This window comes from Streptomyces sp. 6-11-2 (genome assembly GCF_006540305.1).
Classification (GTDB): Bacteria; Actinomycetota; Actinomycetes; order Streptomycetales; family Streptomycetaceae; genus Streptomyces.
In genome coordinates this window covers 5,489,114-5,507,556 of sequence record NZ_BJOR01000001.1, presented here as the reverse complement: position 1 = coordinate 5,507,556, position 18,443 = coordinate 5,489,114, and the positions used below count along the sequence as shown (strand labels likewise).

The 18,443-nt window shown below is 71.5% G+C and carries 17 protein-coding genes; 10 read left to right on the top strand and 7 right to left on the bottom strand.

What is annotated here, in order from left to right; genetic code table 11:
• Positions 1 to 119 precede the first annotated feature (119 nt).
• Complete coding sequence (locus tag TNCT6_RS24275; protein ID WP_141362106.1) at positions 120 to 707, bottom strand: TIGR03086 family metal-binding protein; 588 nt, start codon at positions 705 to 707, stop codon at positions 120 to 122.
• A gap of 674 nt (positions 708 to 1,381) precedes the next feature.
• On the opposite strand from TNCT6_RS24275, the gene TNCT6_RS24270 reads away from it, so the two are divergent.
• Complete coding sequence (locus tag TNCT6_RS24270; protein WP_141362104.1) at positions 1,382 to 2,614, top strand: MFS transporter; 1,233 nt, start codon at positions 1,382 to 1,384, stop codon at positions 2,612 to 2,614.
• Here the strand turns inward: TNCT6_RS24270 and TNCT6_RS24265 are convergent.
• Positions 2,551 to 3,750, bottom strand: a complete 1,200-nt coding sequence (locus TNCT6_RS24265) for a hypothetical protein (protein WP_141362102.1) — start codon at positions 3,748 to 3,750, stop codon at positions 2,551 to 2,553. The two genes, TNCT6_RS24270 and TNCT6_RS24265, sit on opposite strands and share 64 nt — an antisense overlap.
• 256 nt (positions 3,751 to 4,006) lie before the next feature.
• Here TNCT6_RS24265 and TNCT6_RS24260 point away from each other — a divergent pair, with 256 nt between their 5' ends.
• From TNCT6_RS24260 to TNCT6_RS24225, 8 genes are all read left to right on the top strand, one after another.
• Positions 4,007 to 4,816 (top strand): NAD(P)-dependent oxidoreductase, encoded by an 810-nt coding sequence (locus TNCT6_RS24260; protein ID WP_141362100.1) that lies wholly within the window; start codon positions 4,007 to 4,009, stop codon positions 4,814 to 4,816.
• A 269-nt stretch (positions 4,817 to 5,085) separates the two neighbouring features.
• Positions 5,086 to 5,856: a DeoR/GlpR family DNA-binding transcription regulator gene (locus tag TNCT6_RS24255; protein ID WP_141362098.1), complete on the top strand. Its 771-nt coding sequence runs from the start codon at positions 5,086 to 5,088 to the stop codon at positions 5,854 to 5,856.
• 106 nt (positions 5,857 to 5,962) lie between these two features.
• The gene (locus TNCT6_RS24250) at positions 5,963 to 7,324 is read left to right on the top strand and encodes a sugar ABC transporter substrate-binding protein (protein WP_141362096.1); all 1,362 of its coding nucleotides are present in this window, start codon (positions 5,963 to 5,965) and stop codon (positions 7,322 to 7,324) included.
• Entirely contained in the window at positions 7,321 to 8,265 is a 945-nt protein-coding gene (locus tag TNCT6_RS24245) for a carbohydrate ABC transporter permease (RefSeq protein WP_141362094.1), read from the top strand. The genes TNCT6_RS24250 and TNCT6_RS24245 overlap by 4 nt, the downstream gene beginning before the upstream one ends.
• Positions 8,265 to 9,128, top strand: a complete 864-nt coding sequence (locus TNCT6_RS24240; RefSeq protein WP_141362092.1) for a carbohydrate ABC transporter permease — start codon at positions 8,265 to 8,267, stop codon at positions 9,126 to 9,128. Before TNCT6_RS24245 ends, TNCT6_RS24240 begins: the two co-directional genes overlap by 1 nt.
• Positions 9,125 to 10,114, top strand: coding sequence for a zinc-dependent alcohol dehydrogenase family protein (locus tag TNCT6_RS24235; RefSeq protein ID WP_141362090.1), 990 nt, complete (start codon positions 9,125 to 9,127; stop codon positions 10,112 to 10,114). Before TNCT6_RS24240 ends, TNCT6_RS24235 begins: the two co-directional genes overlap by 4 nt.
• A 102-nt stretch (positions 10,115 to 10,216) precedes the next feature.
• A complete protein-coding gene (locus TNCT6_RS24230) occupies positions 10,217 to 11,440 on the top strand; it encodes a TerD family protein (RefSeq protein WP_172633239.1) in 1,224 nt (407 codons plus the stop codon).
• A 47-nt stretch (positions 11,441 to 11,487) separates the two neighbouring features.
• On the top strand, positions 11,488 to 12,072 hold the full coding sequence (locus tag TNCT6_RS24225; RefSeq protein WP_141362086.1) for a TerD family protein: 585 nt from the start codon (positions 11,488 to 11,490) through the stop codon (positions 12,070 to 12,072).
• A gap of 220 nt (positions 12,073 to 12,292) precedes the next feature.
• Here the strand turns inward: TNCT6_RS24225 and TNCT6_RS24220 are convergent, their stop codons facing one another.
• On the bottom strand, positions 12,293 to 13,726 hold the full coding sequence (locus TNCT6_RS24220) for a hypothetical protein (protein ID WP_141362084.1): 1,434 nt from the start codon (positions 13,724 to 13,726) through the stop codon (positions 12,293 to 12,295).
• Between the two features lie 314 nt (positions 13,727 to 14,040).
• Here TNCT6_RS24220 and TNCT6_RS24215 point away from each other — a divergent pair, with 314 nt between their 5' ends.
• Positions 14,041 to 15,870: an endonuclease/exonuclease/phosphatase family protein gene (locus TNCT6_RS24215; RefSeq protein WP_141362082.1), complete on the top strand. Its 1,830-nt coding sequence runs from the start codon at positions 14,041 to 14,043 to the stop codon at positions 15,868 to 15,870.
• A 34-nt stretch (positions 15,871 to 15,904) separates the two neighbouring features.
• Here the strand turns inward: TNCT6_RS24215 and TNCT6_RS24210 are convergent, their stop codons facing one another.
• The 4 genes from TNCT6_RS24210 to TNCT6_RS24195 all read right to left on the bottom strand — a co-directional run bounded on the left by TNCT6_RS24210 (position 15,905) and on the right by TNCT6_RS24195 (position 18,428).
• On the bottom strand, positions 15,905 to 16,630 hold the full coding sequence (locus tag TNCT6_RS24210) for an SRPBCC domain-containing protein (protein WP_141362080.1): 726 nt from the start codon (positions 16,628 to 16,630) through the stop codon (positions 15,905 to 15,907).
• 40 nt (positions 16,631 to 16,670) lie between these two features.
• Positions 16,671 to 17,288 (bottom strand): helix-turn-helix domain-containing protein, encoded by a 618-nt coding sequence (locus tag TNCT6_RS24205; RefSeq protein ID WP_141362078.1) that lies wholly within the window; start codon positions 17,286 to 17,288, stop codon positions 16,671 to 16,673.
• A gap of 187 nt (positions 17,289 to 17,475) precedes the next feature.
• A complete protein-coding gene (locus TNCT6_RS24200; protein ID WP_141362076.1) occupies positions 17,476 to 17,949 on the bottom strand; it encodes a DUF3618 domain-containing protein in 474 nt (157 codons plus the stop codon).
• On the bottom strand, positions 17,946 to 18,428 hold the full coding sequence (locus TNCT6_RS24195) for a phage holin family protein (RefSeq protein ID WP_141362074.1): 483 nt from the start codon (positions 18,426 to 18,428) through the stop codon (positions 17,946 to 17,948). Before TNCT6_RS24195 ends, TNCT6_RS24200 begins: the two co-directional genes overlap by 4 nt.
• Positions 18,429 to 18,443 lie beyond the last annotated feature (15 nt).

The following is an 18,443-nucleotide window of genomic DNA, read 5'->3' as shown; positions in this document are numbered from 1 at the left end:
GCCGCTGGGTGCGGTCGCGGGGCGTGGGGGCCGGGATCACGGCGCCCGAAAGCGTATGCCGCCGCAACTCCGGGGAGACCGGCTCGTGTTCGGGCCGGTTCCTGCCGGCCCCCGGCCGCTCAGGGCTTCCAGCCGGGATCGCGGCCGCTCAGGCCCACGACCCGGTCGGGCAGCGGAGCGTCCTCGGGAACGGGGACGACGGGTCCGAACGGGCCGTTGCCCCGGTTCGGGTCGTCGGCCGCCGCGCGCAGGAAGCCGTACGACGCCCGCAGTGCGGCGGGATCGGGCTCGTAGTCCTGGCCGGTGGCCCGGGCCAGGTCCCAGCCGTGGATCACCAGCTCGTCGGCGGCCACCGCCCCGGCGACCCGGCCCGGCAGGTCCACACCGCCCGCGCGGGTCATGCCGGTCCAGGCGGCCGGGTCGCGCCAGACCTCGGCCAGCTCGTCGAGGGCCTTGGGCAACTCCTCGCGCCAGTCGGGGCCGACGTCGGGTGCGGCGGCGTCCGGGCTGGTGTCGGTCGTGGCACCCAGCGCCTTGCGGCCGGCGTCCCGGAAGGCCACCGCCAGGCCGATCAGGTGCCCCAGCAGGTTGCGCACCGCGTAGTCCGGGCACGGTGTCACCGCGCCGAGCTGCTCCTCATGCACACCCTCGGCCAGCCGCGCCACGAGACGGGCCTGCGGACCGAGATCGAGGATCGTATCGGTCATCACTCCTCCACTCTTGATCTCACGTACGGAAGGTGGACCGCCGCGACCTCCAAAACTCATCGCTCACACGACACGGCACCCCGTCGGCCGGGGCCGACCCATCTCCCCCATCGGCGCGGACCGCCCGCCCCACAGCTCCCGACGGCCTCCGGCCCAGCCAGCACTCGACACCCACGCTCAGCCCCCGCCCCCGACCGACCCGAGCCACCCGCCACGGACGAACTCCCCCGTCGGCCGGCCGTGCGCGACCACGCCTGAGCCGCATGACCGACGACTCCTGGCACAACCCGCCCGACCGGAGCTCAACACCCACGCAACACCGCACCCCGGCGGCCGAGGCGCACGCTCGGACACCCCGCTTCCCCACCGACCCGGACCGCGCGCCGCGAACCGTCTCGGAACGGGACCGCCGGCACCCGGCCACGCCCCCGCAGCACGACCGCCGCGATCCCGCCCGACCCGAACTCGACACCCGCGCTCAGGCCCCGGCCCCCGCCCCCACCGACCCGGGCCACCCGCCACGGACGAACTCCCCCGCCGGCGGGCCTCCGGCACCCGCCCACGCCCCCGTGACATGACCGACGGCCACCGGCGGATCGCCGGTCGGGCAGGCTCGGGCTCTACGGCATCTGACGGATCCGTGGGGTGGGGCCTTAGGGCGACGATCGGGCGGTATGACGACTGAATGGACCCTGGTTCGGGTGCTGCGGGACCGTGCGGCGGGGGTGTGTCTGGCCGCTGTGGTGGTGTCCGGTTTCGGCACGTCGGCGCTGTGGCTGGCCTCGGGTGTGTGGGTGAAGGACCTCACCGGCTCGAACGGGCTGGCCGCGCTGTGCCTGCTGGCGATGTGGGTGCCGACCCTGGCCGGTCCGGCGCTCGGCACGCTCGCCGACCGCGTCCGCCGCGGCCCCCTGCTGATCGCCGCCAACCTGCTGCTGGCGGTGCTCCTGCTCGCCCTCCTCACCGTCGACTCCCCCGGCCGCGTCTGGGTGCTGTACGGGGTGCTGTTCGTCTACGGTGCCACGGGCGTCGTGGAGGACGCGGCGCAGTCGGCGCTCGTCGCCACCGCCATCGGCCCGAAGCTGCTCGGCGACTTCAACGGGCTGCGGATGACCGCCAACGAGGGCATGAAGCTGCTGGCCCCGCTGGCGGGCGCGGGCCTGTACGCGGCGTACGGCGGCCGCTGCGTGGCCCTGCTCGACGCGGTCACGTTCCTGCTCGCCGCCGGTCTGTACGCGATGCTGCGGGTCAGCGAGGACGAGCCCCGCCGGCCCGAGGGCTCCTGGCGTGCGCAGGCCGCCGAGGGCGCCCGCCATCTGTGGTCCCACCCGCGGCTGCGGCCCCTGGTGCTGGCCGGCGGCGCCACGATGCTGTTCACCGGCGTGACCGGCGCGCTGATCTACGCCGTCGTCGACCGCCTCGGCCACGCGCCCGCGTACGCCGGGGTGCTGTACGCCGTCCAGGGCGCCGGTTCGGTGGCGATCGGTCTCGCCTCGGGCACCGCCCTGCGCCGCCTGGGCAGCCGCCGCTTCGCGGCCTTCGGCATCGCCCTCACCGCGGTCGGCGTGGCCCTGCGCGCGATCCCGTCCGACCCCGTGGCCCTGGTCAGCAGCGTGGTGAGCGGCGCCGGACTGCCGTGCGTACTGATCGCCGCGTTCACCGCCGTGCAGCGGGAGACCCCGGCGGGACTGCTCGGCCGGACGGCCGCCACCGCGAACACGCTGCTCTTCGCCCCCAACGTCGTCTGCCTGGCCGCGGGTGCCGCCCTGGTCGGCGCCGTCTCCCTCCCGGCGCTCCTGGCCTTCCTGGCCCTCGGACTGTCGGCCACGTCACTGATGCTGCTTCACAGGCCCCGCAACGCCGACCGCACCGCCGCCAGGTCGCCGTCCGAGGCCAACCCCGCGTGATACAGGCGGAGTTCGCTCGCCCCGAGGTCCCTCGCGCGGCCCGCGTCCTCGGCGAGGGTGCCCGGGCTGCCGCCCATGCCGGAGACGATCGTGAAGTTGGCGGCCAGGACGGCGCCCGGACGGCCCTGTTCGGCGAACGGGGTCAGCAGGCCGGCACCGCCCGTGCAGGGCACCACCACGCCGTCCGCCACGGACAGGATGTGGGCGGGGTCGACACCGGCGTTGGCGCCGCAGTGGTGGGACACCGGATCGGCGTGCACAAGGACCTGGAAGCCGTCGGGGGCCGCCGCGCGGACCGCCGCGACCGCCGCCTCCTGGAGGGTGCGCGCGGTCCGGTCGCGCCATGCGCGGGTGGCGCCCGCCCTGCTCTCGCCGAGCAGTTCCACCACACCGGCCCAGCCTCCCGCAGTCCCGCCTCCGCTCGGCCGGGCGGCACCCCCACCGGAGGGCGCCCCCCGCCACACCGGTTCCAGGGCGGAGCGTACGGCGTGCGCCAACTCGTCGGGGTCCAGGCCCTGTTCGCCATACCCGGTGCGGCAGGCGGGGCAGAAGCACAAGGACATCAGGTACTGCCCGGCCTCCCCGAGAGCCACCCCGGCGGTCTTGTCGTGGGCGTGCAGATGGGCGAGCCCGTACCAGCCGAGGGACTCCAGTTCGGTGCCGCGCGCCCCGGGGCGGACGGCCGCCTCGGCGGCCAGCTCGGTCAGGTACGCGCGCGTGGCGGGCTGGGCGATGCACGGCGCCCACGGGTAGCGGTCGCGGTAGGCGTTGACGACGGAGGTGTCCGGATGCTCGGCGCCCAGGCGGGAGTTGTGCGCGAGGACGACCCAGGTGTGCACCTCGAGACCGGTCTCGGCCAGGGCCGTCGCGGCCTCGCCGTACGCGTCGCCGGGTGCCCAGTCGCCGGCCGGGTACGGGTGCAGCGTCCGGCCCGCCCAGCGGTCGTCCGCCGGGTACAGCACGGCGGCGTGCTCGGCGGTGACCACGCGGTGGCGCGGGTGGCGGGGGGTCAGCGCGCGCGTGGAGTGGTAGGCGGCGGCGAGCGTCACCTGTTCCACTCCGAGGGCGGCCAGACGCCCGGGCGCGTCGGGGTCGCCGTTGACGTCCCAGGGGTAGACGAAGGCCGAGGTCTTCACGCTTCCTCCTCGTCGAGCAGCACGCTGTCGCGCTCGATCAGCCGGGCGAGTGCATGTTTCTGAGCAATGTCCACGTTCATGAACGCGATCACGTTAGGAGCCCTCATTCGGGCAGGTCAAGCGCGCAAACCGGCAACACAGGAGCGGATTTCGCGAGTTCACGACACACTTGACGGGGTACGGACACTGTTCATAGCGTGTCCATCCATGTGAATCGTATCCATGCACAGGAACGCCCCTTTCAAGGAGACCGAGGATGCCCGCTCCCCGCACCGTTCTGCTCACCGGCGCCGCCGGCGGGCTCGGCACCCTGATGCGGGGCCTGCTGCCCGAGTACGGCTACGAACTGCGCCTGCTGGACATGCGTCCGATCGAGGGCGAGCCGGACGCGATCGTCGCGGACCTCTCCGACCGGGACGCCCTGCGCGAGGCCGTCAGGGGCGTCGACGCGATCATCCATCTCGCGGGCATCTCCCTGGAAGCCTCCTTCGAGAAGGTCCTCGAGGCCAACATCGAGGGCACCTACCACCTGTACGAGGCGGCCCGCGAGGAGGGCGTGCGGCGGATCGTCTTCGCCTCGTCCAACCATGCGGTGGGCCACACCCCGCGACCCGGCCCCGGCGAGCCGCTCCTGCCGATCGAGACCCCGCACCGTCCGGACACCTTCTACGGCCTGTCCAAGGCCTTCGGCGAGGACCTCGCCCAGCTCTACTGGGACAAGCACGGCCTGGAGACCGTCTCGGTACGCATCGGCTCCTGCTTCCCCGAGCCGACCAGCGTGCGGATGCTCTCCATGTGGATGAGCCCCGCCGACGGCGCCCGCCTCTTCCACGCGGCCCTGACCGCCGAGAACGTGGGTCACACCGTCGTCCACGGCGCCTCCGCCAACACCCGCCTGTGGCTGGATCTGACCAGCGCGCGGGCGCTCGGCTACGAACCGCGGGACGACTCGGAGCAGTACGCCGGGAAGCTGATCGCCGAGCAGGGTGAGCTCGACCCGGACAACAAGGCCCATGTGTACATCGGCGGCCCCTTCGTGACGGACCCGCCCATCTGGCCGTACTGACCCGGCGCAAAATCGACGCAGCCGAGGGCGGGCGGGCACCGAACGGGCCCGCCCGCCCTCGTATTCGGGCATCGATGCCGCCCGTTCCCACGCCCCGGAACACCCCCCTGCAGGTCCGAGGCGGGCACCACCCGAGCCGAACGGGCGTAAACGGACAGGAGCGAGCCCAAAACAAGCCTGGTCAGAACCGCGCACCCGCTGTAGAACATCCGGCAAGGGCCGCACCGGGCCCGAACGGGCATCGAAACCAGGAAGCGGGTGGTCGACCCATGAGCCACGGGACGGCCGAGGAACGCCAGCGCGAAATCGTGCGGTTGGCGCGTGCCACCGGATCGGTCGACGTCACCGCGCTCGCCGCCGACCTGGGCGTGGCCAAGGAGACCGTACGACGGGACCTGCGCTCCCTGGAGGACCACGGTCTGGTGCGCCGCACCCACGGAGGCGCCTACCCCGTGGAGAGCGCCGGCTTCGAGACCACTCTGGCCTTCCGCGCCACCAGCCACGTACCCGAGAAGCGCAGGGTGGCGACCGCCGCCGCCGAACTGCTCGGGGACGCCGAAACGGTCTTCGTCGACGAGGGCTTCACCCCGCAGCTCATCGCCGAGGCCCTGCCCCGGGACCGGCCGCTGACCGTGGTCACCGCCTCCCTGCCGGTCGCGGGCGCGCTCGCCGAGACCGGCACCATCTCCGTGCTGCTGCTCGGCGGCCGGGTCCGCTCCGGCACCCTCGCCACCGTGGACCACTGGACGACGAGGATGCTGTCCGGTTTCGTCATCGACCTGGCGTTCATCGGCGCCAACGGCATCTCCCGCGAGCACGGTCTGACCACGCCCGACCCGGCGGTCAGCGAGGTGAAGGCGCAGGCGGTCAGGGCCGCGCGCCGGGTGGTGCTCGCGGGCGTCCACACCAAGTTCGGGGCGGTCAGCTTCTGCCGGTTCGCCGAAGTCGGCGCGTTGGAGGCGATCGTGACGAGCACCCTGCTCCCGGCGACCGAGGCACACCGCTACTCCCTGCTCGGGCCGCAGGTCATCCGGGTCTGACCGCAGAGTCGCCCGGCACCCCGCTGAATCTCACCCTCCACCCGCCCCGCGAGGCGCTCTCGTCACCCTCAAGTCCCCATTAGTGTCAACATCTCCTGGAGTACCCATGCGAACCCAGAGCCGACGTTCGCCACGGACCCTCTTCGCCGTGGCGGCGGTAGGGACGCTGATCGCTCCGCTCGCCGCCTGCTCGGGCGCCGGCGGGTCCGGATCCGCCGGCGACAGCTCCGTCAACGTCCTGATGGTGAACAATCCGCAGATGGTGGAGCTGCAGAAGCTGACCGCCGCCCACTTCACCAAGGACACCGGCATCAAGGTGAACTTCACCGTCCTGCCGGAGAACGACGTCCGCGACAAGATCAGCCAGGACTTCGCCAACCAGGCCGGGCAGTACGACGTCGCCACCCTGAGCAACTACGAGATCCCGATCTACGCCAAGAACCGGTGGCTGCACCCCCTGGACGCCTACGTCGAGAAGGACACCGCCTTCGACCAGGCCGACATCCTCCCCCCGATGACCCGGGCGCTCACCGCCGAGGACGGCAAGCTGTACGGGGAGCCGTTCTACGGCGAGTCCTCCTTCCTGATGTACCGCAAGGACGTCCTGGAGAAGGCGGGCCTGACCATGCCGGACAAGCCCACCTGGAAGCAGGTCGCCGACCTGGCCGCCAAGATCGACGGATCCGGCATGAAGGGCATCTGCCTGCGCGGACTGCCGGGCTGGGGCGAGGTCATGGCACCGCTGACCACGGTGGTGAACACCTTCGGCGGCACCTGGTTCGACAAGGACTGGACTGCACGCCTGGACTCCAAGGAGTTCAAGGAGGCCACCCAGTTCTACGTCGACCTGGTCCGCAAGCACGGCGAGGCCGGTGCCGCCCAGTCCGGCTACGCGGAGTGCCTGAACAACATGACCCAGGGCAAGACGGCCATGTGGTACGACGCCACCGCCGGAGCGGGCTCCCTGGAGGCCGACGGCTCTCCGGTCAAGGGCAAGATCGGCTACGCCCCGGCCCCGGTCGAGAAGACTGACGGCTCGGGCTGGCTCTACACCTGGGCGTGGGGCATCCAGAAGGCGTCCAAGAACTCGGAGAACGCCTGGAAGTTCATCTCCTGGGCCTCCAGCAAGGACTACGAGAAGCTCGCCGGCGAGAAGGCCGGCTGGTCCAACGTCCCGGCCGGCAAGCGCGCCTCGACCTACGACATCCCGCAGTACCGCAAGGAGGCCGCCGCGTTCGCGGACGTCACCCGGGACGCCATCGCGAACGCCAAGCCCGAGGACCCGGGCGTGCAGCCCCGTCCCGCGCCCGGCATCCAGTTCGTCGGCATCCCCGAGTTCACCGACCTGGGCACCAAGGTCTCCCAGGAGATCAGCTCCGCCATCGCCGGACGCCAGTCGGTGGACAGCGCCCTGAAGAAGGCCCAGAAGCTCGCCGAGGCCGTCGCCCAGAAGTACGAGGGGTCATGACCCTGACCTCACCGGCCCGCGCCGCCGCCGTCTCCGGACGGCCGGCGGCCCGGCGCTCGAACCGCATGCGCGCCTGGGCCACCCGGGCGCCCCTGCTGCCGGCGCTGCTCTTCATGATCGTCGTTACCCAACTGCCCTTCGTGGCCACCCTGGTGATCTCGTTCCTCGACTGGAACGCGCTCTACCCCGACCGGCGCCACTTCGCCGGATTCGCCAACTACGGCGAGGTGCTGAGCGACCCCGACCTGCGCAGTTCGGTGTGGACGACCATCCTGCTGACCGTCACCGTGGTGCTGGTCAGCCTGCTGCTCGGCCTGCTGCTTGCGCTGCTCCTCGACCGCCGCTTCCGCGGCCGGGCCGCCGTGCGCACCATGCTCATCGCGCCGTTCCTGCTGGTGCCGGTCGCCGCCGCGCTGATGTGGAAGCACCTGCTGTTCAACCCGGAGTACGGGCTGTTCAACGGCATCCTGCACGCCATCGGCGGGGACGGGGCGGTCCAGCCGGACTGGATCTCCGATATGCCGCTGATGGCGGTGGAGGCCGCGCTGATCTGGCAGTGGACCCCGTTCATGATGCTGATCCTGCTGGCCGGACTCCAGAGCCGCGACTCACAACTGCTCGAGGCGGCCAGGATGGACGGGGCGAGCGACTGGCAGGTCTTCGTGCACATCACCCTGCCGCATCTGCGCCGCTACCTCGAACTCGGCGTGCTGCTCGGCTCGATCTACATCGTGCAGAACTTCGACGCGGTGTTCACCATCACCTCCGGCGGCCTGGGCACCGCGAACCTGCCGTACACGATCTACCAGACCTTCTACCAGGCGCACGAGAACGGCCTCGCCTCCGCGGCCGGCGTCATCGTCGTGATCGGCTCGATCATCCTGGCGACCTTCGCGCTGCGCGTGGTGTCGTCGCTGTTCCGTGAGGAGGTGTCCCGCTGATGGCCACCGCCACCACCGCCCCGCGGTACGGCCAACCGCGCGGCCGGTTCCGGGGTGCGGCCCTGGGCGTCGTCGCCTGGCTGGCCGGACTCGTGTTCGTGCTGCCCCTGCTCTGGATGGTACTGACGTCCTTCCACTCCGAGGCGGACGCGGCGACCAACCCGCCGTCGGTGGCCGCCGCGCTGACGTTGGACGGCTACCGGCAGTTCTTCGGGCTGACCGGCGGGGCCAGTCCCTGGCCCGCGCTGATCAACTCCATGACCGCCTCGCTGGTCTCCACCCTGCTGACCCTCCTCCTCGCGCTGCCCGCCGCGTACGCGCTGTCCATCCGGCCGGTGAGGAAGTGGACCGACGTCCTGTTCTTCTTCCTGTCCACCAAGATGCTGCCCCTGGTGGCCGGTCTGCTGCCGATCTACCTGTTCGCGAAGAACACAGGCCTGCTCGACAACATCTGGGCGCTGGTCATCCTCTACACGGCCATGAACCTGCCGATCGCGGTCTGGATGATGCAGTCCTTCCTGTCCGAGGTCCCGGTCGCGATCATCGAGGCCGCCCAGATCGACGGCGCCCGGCTGCCGACCGTGCTGGGCCGCGTGGTCGCCCCGATCGCCCTGCCCGGCATCGCGGCGACCGCCCTGATCTGTTTCATCTTCAGCTGGAACGAGCTGATGTTCGCGCGGGTCCTCACGGGTGTGGTCGCCGAGACCGCCCCCGTGTTCCTCACCACCTTCATCACCAGCCAGGGCCTGTTCCTGGCCAAGGTGTGCGCGGCGTCGCTCGTCATCTCCCTGCCGGTGCTCACCGCGGGGTTCGCCGCCCAGGACAAACTGGTCCAGGGCCTGTCGTTGGGAGCCGTGAAATGAAGGCCGCCGTCATCGAGTCCGTGGGCCGCGCCGTCGTCACCGAGGTCCCCGACCCGACGCCGGGGCCGCGCGAGGTCGTCGTCGAGGTGGCGGCCTGCGGGCTGTGCGGCACCGATCTGCACATCCTCCAGGGCGAGTTCGCGCCCAAGCTGCCGATCGTGCCCGGGCACGAGTTCGCCGGCCAGGTGGCCGCGGTCGGCACGCAGGTCACGGAGGTGTCGGTCGGCGACCGGGTGGCGGTCGACCCGTCGCTGTACTGCTACGAGTGCCGCTACTGCCGTGACGGGCACAACAACCTGTGCGAGCGGTGGGCCGCGATCGGCGTGACCACCGCGGGCGGCGCCGCCCGGTACGCGGTGGCCCCGGTCGCCAACTGCGTCAAGCTGCCCGAACACATCCGCACCGAGGACGCGGCCCTGATCGAGCCGCTGTCGTGCGCGGTCCGCGGCTACGACGTGCTGCGCTCGCGGCTGGGTTCGCACGTGCTGATCTACGGTTCCGGGACCATGGGCCTGATGATGCTGGAACTGGCCAAGCGGACCGGCGCGGCCAGTGTGGACGTGGTCGACGTGAACCCGGCCCGCCTCGAGACGGCTCGGCAGCTCGGGGTGTCGGCGTCCGCGGCGAACGCCGACGAGCTGGACCGGCCGCAGGGCTGGGACGTGGTGGTCGACGCGACCGGCAACGCGGCGGCGATCCAGGACGGCCTGGACCGGGTGGCGAAGGCGGGAACCTTCCTCCAGTTCGGGGTGGCCGACTACGCGACCCGGGTGATGATCGATCCGTACCGGATCTACAACCAGGAGATCACCATCACCGGCTCGATGGCGGTGCTGCACAGCTTCGAGCGGGCCGCGGAGCTGTTCGCGGCCGGGGTGCTGGACCCCGAGGTCTTCATCAGTGACCGGATCCCGCTGGAGCGGTACCCGGAGGCGCTGGAGCAGTTCGCGTCCGGGGTGGGGCGGAAGATCGTGGTGGTGCCGTAGCGAGGACCGGCCACGGCCACCGAGGACGCTTCACCGGTTCACCCGTCTGCCGGGTAAGGGAACGGTAAAGCGCCCTCGGTCGTTACCTCCCACATGACAGCTATGACCCCCGGCTCGAACATCCCTCTGGCCGCCGCGCGCGTGACGGTGGACGTCGCCGCTCCGGTGCGGCTGGACGTATCGGGCCTGCTGCTCACCGCCGACGGCAAGGTGCGCTCGGACGACGACTTCATCTTCTACAACCAGCCGTCCGGGCCGGGCGTGACCTACCGTTCGGGCGGCGGCGGCGCGCCCGACGCGATCATCGTGGACACCGCCGCGGTGCCGCCGGGCATCGAGAAGATCGTGGTCACCGCCAGCCCGGACGCCGCCGGGCAGACCTTCCAGGGCATCGAGCCCACGGCCACCATCCGCGACGCGGACAACGGCTCGGCGCTGGCCACGTTCACCCCGCCGCGGCTCGGCACCGAGACGGCGCTGGTGGTCGTGGAGATCTACCTGCGGAACGGCCAGTGGAAGGCGCGGGCCGTCGGCCAGGGGTACGCCGACGGACTCGCGGGCATCGCCACCGACTTCGGCGTGACGGTGGAGGAACCGGCCCCCGCCCCGGTGGCCCCGCCGCAGCCGGTCGTCCCGCCCCAGCCGCTCACCCCGCCGGCCCCGGTGCCCGGCGCGCAGTACCCGGCCGCCCCTCCGGTTCCCCCGGCTCCCCCGGCCCCGCAGGCCTCCGTCCCCGCTCCCGGTGCCGGGAAGGTCAACCTGGACAAGGGCCGGGTCAGCCTCCAGAAGAACCAGACCGTGTCCCTGGTCAAGGGCGGCCGTCCGCTGCTCGCCCGGGTCAAGATGGGCCTCGGCTGGGAACCGGCGTACCGCGGCGCCGACATCGACCTGGACGCCTCGGTCATCGCCTTCGGCCCGCAGCGCAACCACGTCGACAGCTGCTACTTCGGCAAGCTCACCATCCTGGACGGCGCGGTGAAGCACTCCGGCGACAACCTCACCGGCGAGGGCGCGGGCGACGACGAGGTGATCGTGGTCGACCTCGGGCGTCTGCCCCAGGAGGTGACCGGCCTGGTGTTCACCGTGAACTCCTTCTCGGGACAGAAGTTCACCGAGGTCGCCAAGGCCTACTGCCGCCTGGTGGACGCCACCACCGAGGAGGAGCTGGTCCGCTTCGACCTCACCCACGCCGAGCCGCAGACCGGGGTGATGATGGCCAAGCTCATCCGGCAGTTCACCGGCGAGTGGGAGATGACGGCCATGGGCGACTTCGTCAAGGCCCGCACCGTACGGAACATGGTGAAGCCTGCGGCCCAGGCGCTGTAGGACAGAATTCGCCTGTCGCAGTCATTTCACCGGAGGATGAACCACACATGATCACGCTGACGAAAGAAGACGGCCCGGCGGACCTGGACGGGGTGACCCACATGTCCATCGGCGTGTCCTGGGACCCCACCGGGGGCACCTCCGGCGGGGTGATGGGCGTGCTCCGCCGCAAGATGGGCACCGACCTCGACCTGATCGCCGTCGCCATGCAGGGTGCGGACCCGGTGCGCCTGGCGGGCCTGGACTCGCTGGACCCCATGGGCAACGGCTCGTTGCTGCACAGCGGTGACAACCAGACCGGCCGGGGCGACGGCGACGACGAGACGGTGACGGTCGAGTTCGCCCGGATACCGCAGAACATCACCTCGATCGTGTTCATCGCCTCGGCGTTCAAGAAGGGCAGTTCCTTCCAGAAGGCGCGCAACATCAGCTTCAAGGTGTACGACGCGACCGGGGGCACCTCCCAGCAGGTCGCCGACATCTGGCCGAGCCTGCTCACCCAGGACAACGGCTGCGCCGTGGCCAAGGCCCTACGGGTCGGCGGCTCCTGGAAGCTCGAGGTGATCAACGAGACGGGGAAGATCAAGCAGGGCGACGAGCACGCCCTGATGCGCTTCGCCGTCAGCAAGTGACGCAACGCGGCACATGACCGGACGGCCGCGGCCCGCAGGGTGGGCACGGGTCGCGGCCGGTCCATGACCGCGGACCCCGCACCGCGCGGGGGAGACGGTCGCCGCCCCGGCCGGGATCCGCGGCCGCGTGGGCGTACGCTCCGCCGCGCGGACGGCCGCCGAACGTGCCGCGTTTCCCCGTCTCCGGCGCCCCGGGACACCGCGTGCCCGGGTCCGCCGCTCAACCGCCCTGCGCGGACCGGGCCTTGAACGCCGCCTTGCGTGCTTCCTTGGCGGTCTTCTTGTCCGGGTGCAGCCGTCCCATCGCCTCCAGCACGTCCGCCGTCTGCGGGTGGTCCACCCGCCAGGCCGCCGCGAAGAAGCCGCTGTGCTGTTCGGCGAGCCCCTCGACGAGGGCGTGCAGTTCCTCGGAGTCCCCCTCGGCCGCCAGTTGGGCGGCCACCGTGTCGATGGTCAGCCAGAAGATCATCTCCTGGGACGGCGCCGGCACGTCGGCCAGACCGCGCTCGGTCAGCCAGACCCGGGCCAGCCCGCCGAGTTCGGCATCGTCGAGCACCTCCCGCAGCGCCGGCTCGGCCTCGGCGCCGACCAGGGACAGCGCCTGCTGGCAGCGCAGCCGCCGCAGCGGCGCGCCCGCGTCCGTGCCGCGCGCTGCGGCGAGCAACTCCCTCGCGGCGGACAGCGGTTCACGGCTCGCCAGCCACTGCTCGGTCTCCGCGTGCGTGATCGCCGGGGGAAACCCTGCGGTGCCGTCGAGCAGCGCGTCGGCACCCTTGTCCGCGAGTTCGCCGATCACCGGCGCCCGGCAGCCGGCCTCCAGCAGCCGGGTCCGCAGCCCGTGCAGTCCGAGCGGGGTCAGCCGCACCATGCCGTAGCGGGCGACGTCCACCTCCTCGACCGGCGTCGACGGCTCGCTCTCGGCCTCCGCCATCAACTCCTCGTCCACCGGCCGGTACTCGACCAGGCCCGCCGGCTCCAGCAGCCGGAACTGGTCGTCCAGCCGCATCATCGCCTCGGAGACCTGCTCCAGTATGTCGTTGGTGGGCTCCCCCATGTCGCTGGGCACGATCATGGAGGCGGCGAGCACGGGCAGCGGCACCGGACCGCCGCCGGACCCGTCCGCGCCGGCCGTCAGCCGGTAGAGGTTGGCGAGCACGCCGTCGAGGAACTCCGCCTCCGTCTCGGGGTCCCAGTCCAGTCCGGAGAGGTCGACCGCGCCGCCCTGACCCACCGCTTCGACCAGCGCGTCCAGATCGGGCACGCTCGCGTCGGCCAGCACGCCCTCGAGGGCGTTCGTCCAGACCGTGAGCACGTCGTGCGGCGAGCCGCCGGTCAGCAGGTCCAGGTCCGGGCCGGGCGCGACGGCGGCCTCGTCCTCGTCCTCGTCGACGATCCGGACGAGCCCGGTGTCCAGGGCGACCCGCCAGGCCTCGCTCGCCCCGGCCGCCGCGCCGTCGCCGCTGAGGCCGAGCACCGCGGCCGCGGCGGGCAGTTGCTCCTCGGCCAGCCCGCCGTCGGCGTCGACCCGTGTCCCGTCTCCGGCCCAGCGCGCGAGCCGCGCGGCGCGGGACAGCAGCGGTGTGGCGAGCGCGTCCCGGGCCAGCTCCGGCTCGGAGGCGAGCCGCACCGGCGGGAACGAGGACCTGTCTGACATCGGCTGGTTTCTCCTAGCGGACCGGGGGCCCGGAGGATGGGAAGCCCACGGGCCGGTAAGTCTGACGACTCAACCGCTCAGCCTAGACGGATTTCGACCCATCCCATCCAGTTCATCTTTCCGCCATACCCCGTACATGGCCGAAACCTTGACAGCCGCCCGGGCCACACAGGAGATTGACGCGCGTAGATATGCGGAGGCGGCCGTTCCCGTCACGCTCTACGCGCGTGGATTCGTGTGCCTCCGGTCGCGGCCCGCGTCATCGCGTCGCACTCCCCGTCGCCGCGCTCCGTCCTGCCCCGAAAGGATCCGCCTTGCCCAGCAAGTCCTCCGCGCGTCTCGCCGCGCTGACCATCGCCGCAGTCTGCTCGGCCGCGTCCACCGTCGTCCTCACCTCTCCCGCGCACGCGGACACCGTGCGCATCCACGACATCCAGGGCACCACCCGAATATCCCCCTACGCGAACCAACAGGTCACGGCCGTCCCCGGCATCGTCACCGCCGTGCGCACCTACGGCTCCACCAGGGGCTTCTGGATGCAGGACGCCAATCCGGACGACAACCCCGCCACCAGCGAGGGCGTCTTCGTCTTCACCAGCTCCACCCCGACGGTCGCCGTCGGCGACTCCGTCACGGTGACCGGCACGGTCTCCGAGTACGTCCCGGGCGGCGCCACCTCCGGCAATCAGTCGGTCACCGAGATCACCAAGCCGACGGTCACCGTCGTCTCCAAGGGCAACCCGGTCCCGGCCCCGGTCGTGATCGACGCCAAGTCGGTGCCCGCCGCCTACGCCCCGGCCGGCGACCCCGCCGCGAAGGGCTCGGTCAACGGTCTGACCCTGGAGCCGACGAAGTACGCCCTGGACTACTACGAGTCCCTGGAGGGCATGAACGTCCAGATCGCCGACGCCCGCGTGGTCACCGCCACCAACCCCTACAGCGAGCTGTGGGTCACGGTGAAGCCGGACGAGAACCGCAGCACCCGCGGCGGCACGGTCTACGGCTCCTACGACTCCCAGAACACCGGCCGCCTCCAGATCGAGTCGCTGGGCTCCACCGCCGACTTCCCCGTGGCGAACGTCGGCGACACCCTCGCCGGCACCACCACCGGCCCGATGGACTTCAACTCCTACGGCGGCTACACGATCGTCGCCAACCAGCTCGGCACGCTCAAGAGCGGCGGCCTGAAGCGCGAGACGACCACCAAGCAGTCGCCGGGCGAGCTCTCGGTGGCCACCTACAACGTCGAGAACCTCGACCCGTCCGACGCCACCTTCGACGAGCACGCCGCCGCGATCGTGCACAACCTCCAGTCGCCCGACATCGTGTCCCTGGAGGAGATCCAGGACAACAACGGCGCCGTGGACGACGGCACGGTCGACGCGAGCGCGACCGTCGGCAAGCTGATCGACGCGATCGTCAAGGCCGGCGGCCCGAAGTACGACTGGCGCTCGATCGACCCGGTCAACGACCAGGACGGCGGCGAGCCCGGCGGCAACATCCGCCAGGTGTTCCTGTTCAACGCCGAGCGGGTCTCCTTCACCGACCGCCCGGGCGGCGACTCGACCACCGCGGTCGGCGTCACCAAGGTGAACGGCAACAAGGCGGCCCTGACGGTCTCCCCGGGCCGGATCAACCCCGCGAGCGACGCCTGGAAGAACAGCCGCAAGCCGCTGGCCGGCGAGTTCGTCTTCCGCGGCCGCACGGTCATGGTGATCGCCAACCACTTCGCCTCCAAGGGCGGCGACCAGGCCCTGACCGCCCAGTACCAGCCGCCGACGCGCAGCTCGGAGGTCCAGCGCCACCGCCAGGCGGCCGAGGTGAACTCCTTCGTCAAGGACATCCTGAAGGTCGAGAAGAACGCGGACGTCGTCGTGCTCGGCGACATGAACGACTTCGAGTTCTCCGACACCGCGAAGATCCTCGAGGGTGACGGCGAGCTGTGGTCGGCGATCAAGTCGCTGCCCAAGAACGAGCGTTACACCTACGACTACCAGGGCAACCTCCAGGTCCTGGACCAGATCCTGATCAGCCCGGCGATCAAGCGCGGCGGCAACTTCGACTACGACAGCGTGCACGTCAACGCGGAGTTCCACGACCAGACCAGCGACCACGACCCGCAGGTGCTCCGGTTCCACCCGTAACACCCGCGTGTCCTGAGGACGGGGTCGGCGGCCGTCAGGCGCAGACCCCGTCCAGCCATTCCCGCCAGGCCAGTTCGTTGGCCTTGGCGTCGGCGTCCGGCGCGAAGTCGTGGACGCTGACGCCGACCGGGGCGCCCCAGTGGTTGCGGCCGAAGAGGCGGATGAGGGCGTCGTCGGTGCGCAGCCCGATGAAGTACGGGCTGCGGTAGTCGAGCACGGCCTCGAACGTCCGGGGCCCCCGCACGGTCACGCGCGCACCCGTGGCCGTGTCGTCGGTGAGCCCGAGGGCCCGGCCCACGGCCGTGAAGGCGTCGGGGGCGGTGGACGCCTCCGGTCCGTCCAGGGTCGCGAAGGCCACCGGGCGCGGCGCGAAGTGCGTCAGGTACTCGCGCAGGGTGTGCAGGTAGAAGTCGGTGTGCTTGTTCGCGCCGTCGTACTGGTTGTCCCAGTCGTCGGTGAAGATGCCGCTGTGCACGTACCGCACCCAGGCGCGGCGGCCGTCGTCGCGCGGTTCGATGGTGTGGTCGAGCTGGTTGAGCGACTGGACCGGGAACCCGACGTCCTCGCTGCGGTTGGTGTAGCGGTGCGGCGGGTCCCAGGCGGTGACCGTGGACCCGAACGGTCCGGCGCCGCCCACCCGGGGCTCCGGCGGCTCCATCGGCCACAGGTATCCACCGGTACCGGTCGTGATCGCCTCCCACACCTCCTGGGGCGTGGCGTCGACCTCGAACTCACGGACGATCTCGAATTCCTTGGACATGACGGGCTCCTGCTCGATGACGATCGGGGGTACTGGGCTGTTATTGGGCTTCGGGTTCCACGGCGGGCGCGGCCTGCTCCTTCACCGTGGGGTGGAAGGCGACGACGATCCGGTGGCCGCGTCCCGCCTCGGCGTCCGGGGCGTCGTACTTGCGGATCAGGGCGGTGACGCCGGCCGTCAGCTCCTCGACGAACGCGGCCCGGTCGGCGGCCGAGGCGAAGCGGACCTCGCCGTCCAGCGCGTAGGTCGCCAGCCGCTTGCGGGCCTTGGCCGCGCCGGTGATCAGCGAGCCGACGTCGCGCACCAGCCGGGCGCCGAGGGCGAGCAGCCAGCGCGCGGAGAGCTGGTCGCGGAAGCGGTCCGGGTCGGGCTGCACGGAGGCCAGGGCCAGTGGGGAGATGACGTACGACGCGGCGGTGGCGCGCATCAGCCGCTCGGTGACGTTGCCCTTGCGGCGCTCGCCGGCCAGCTCGACCAGTCCGTGCCGCTCCAGCGCCTTGAGGTGGTAGTTCACCTTCTGCCGGGGCAGGCCGACCGTACCGGCCAGCATGGCGGCCGAAGCGGGGCCTGCCGCCAGCTCGGCGAGCAGCCTGGCCCTTATGGGGTCCAGGGAGACGGCTGCGGCCTCGGGGTCCTCGATCACGGTGACGTCCAGCATGGGACCCACCCTCCCACCGAAAACTTTTTTTGTCCAGACGGTTCTATTTTTCGGCGGGCCGGCATGCCGACCGCCGGCACATGGGAAGGCCGCCCCCACCTCTCGGGTGGGGGCGGCCTTCAGGAAGCCGGTGGTCCCGGTGCGCGGTTCCTGAGCGGACGACCTCGACGACGGCGGCCGCGCCGGATCAGCGGTCCGGCTGCCACCAGCGCCGCGCCTGCCGCGCGCGCCTGCCGCGCCGGATCAGCAGTCCGGCCGCCACCAGGGCCGCCCCTGCCGCGAGCGAGATCATCAGTGGGCGCGGATTGCGGCGGTACACCTCGACCGCGTTGCTCACCGGGGTCCGCTCCTGGAGCGTGTGCCCGGCCCGGCTCGCCTTCTCCTGGGCCTGGTGGCCGGCGTGAGTCGCCCTCTCCTGGACGGCATGCCCGGCCTGCGCGGCGGAGCTGCGCAGCTGGACCGTCATGGCGCCGGCCTTGTCCTTCAGGTCGGCCGCGCGGGCCCTTGCGCGGCCCTTCACATCCGCCTTGGCGGCCAATTCCTGAACTGTGTCGCCTAGTTGACTCCTGGTCTGTTCAATCTGATGCCTCAGCTCATCGGGGCCCTTCGCGCCGGCGGGCGGGGTGAAGCCGCCGCCGTCGCCCTGTGTCCTGTCCGTCATCGGTGGCGCGCCCTTTCCTTGATCACCTCAACGTCGGCCTTGACGCTGCCGAGCATCTCCTCCGGTACGGGCCGTGCGGCGCGGCGCAGCTGAGAGCGGCCGACCAGGGCCAGCACGCCCGCGATCGCGAACAGCACGCCCGTCACGATCAGCGCCGCTGCCCACACGGGCAGCACCAGCGAGAGGGCGGCGGTGGCCGCGCCGGCGAGCGCGATCAGCCCGACATAGCCGATGGCACCCGCCGCGCCGAGCAGTTCGCCGCCGCGCCCCATGCGGCGCCCCTTCTCCGTCAGCTCCAGCTTGGCCAGGGTCAGTTCCTGCCGTACGAGCTGAGAAAGCTGTTCAGTGGCCCGGTGAACGAGTTCGCCCACCGAATGCTCACCCACCGAAGGTTCGACCTGTGAACGTTCTTCCACAGGAAGTTCGGCAGGCAACCGTTCAGCCACCGAAGGTTCGGCAGGTGAACGTTCGTCCACCATACGGTCGCCTGCCGA

Bases quoted from the DNA above. Each gene is read 5' to 3' on its own strand.
- TNCT6_RS24270 (WP_141362104.1), top strand. From the start codon at position 1,382: ATGACGACTGAATGGACCCTGGTTCGGGTGCTGCGGGACCGTGCGGCG.
- TNCT6_RS24255 (WP_141362098.1), top strand. From the start codon at position 5,086: ATGAGCCACGGGACGGCCGAGGAACGCCAGCGCGAAATCGTGCGGTTG.
- TNCT6_RS24210 (WP_141362080.1), bottom strand. From the start codon at position 16,630: ATGTCCAAGGAATTCGAGATCGTCCGTGAGTTCGAGGTCGACGCCACG.
- TNCT6_RS24225 (WP_141362086.1), top strand. From the start codon at position 11,488: ATGATCACGCTGACGAAAGAAGACGGCCCGGCGGACCTGGACGGGGTG.
- TNCT6_RS24195 (WP_141362074.1), bottom strand. From the start codon at position 18,428: ATGGTGGACGAACGTTCACCTGCCGAACCTTCGGTGGCTGAACGGTTG.
- TNCT6_RS24235 (WP_141362090.1), top strand. From the start codon at position 9,125: ATGAAGGCCGCCGTCATCGAGTCCGTGGGCCGCGCCGTCGTCACCGAG.
- TNCT6_RS24220 (WP_141362084.1), bottom strand. From the start codon at position 13,726: ATGTCAGACAGGTCCTCGTTCCCGCCGGTGCGGCTCGCCTCCGAGCCG.
- TNCT6_RS24245 (WP_141362094.1), top strand. From the start codon at position 7,321: ATGACCCTGACCTCACCGGCCCGCGCCGCCGCCGTCTCCGGACGGCCG.
- TNCT6_RS24200 (WP_141362076.1), bottom strand. From the start codon at position 17,949: ATGACGGACAGGACACAGGGCGACGGCGGCGGCTTCACCCCGCCCGCC.
- TNCT6_RS24250 (WP_141362096.1), top strand. From the start codon at position 5,963: ATGCGAACCCAGAGCCGACGTTCGCCACGGACCCTCTTCGCCGTGGCG.
- TNCT6_RS24275 (WP_141362106.1), bottom strand. From the start codon at position 707: ATGACCGATACGATCCTCGATCTCGGTCCGCAGGCCCGTCTCGTGGCG.
- TNCT6_RS24205 (WP_141362078.1), bottom strand. From the start codon at position 17,288: ATGCTGGACGTCACCGTGATCGAGGACCCCGAGGCCGCAGCCGTCTCC.
- TNCT6_RS24230 (WP_172633239.1), top strand. From the start codon at position 10,217: ATGACCCCCGGCTCGAACATCCCTCTGGCCGCCGCGCGCGTGACGGTG.
- TNCT6_RS24260 (WP_141362100.1), top strand. From the start codon at position 4,007: ATGCCCGCTCCCCGCACCGTTCTGCTCACCGGCGCCGCCGGCGGGCTC.
- TNCT6_RS24240 (WP_141362092.1), top strand. From the start codon at position 8,265: ATGGCCACCGCCACCACCGCCCCGCGGTACGGCCAACCGCGCGGCCGG.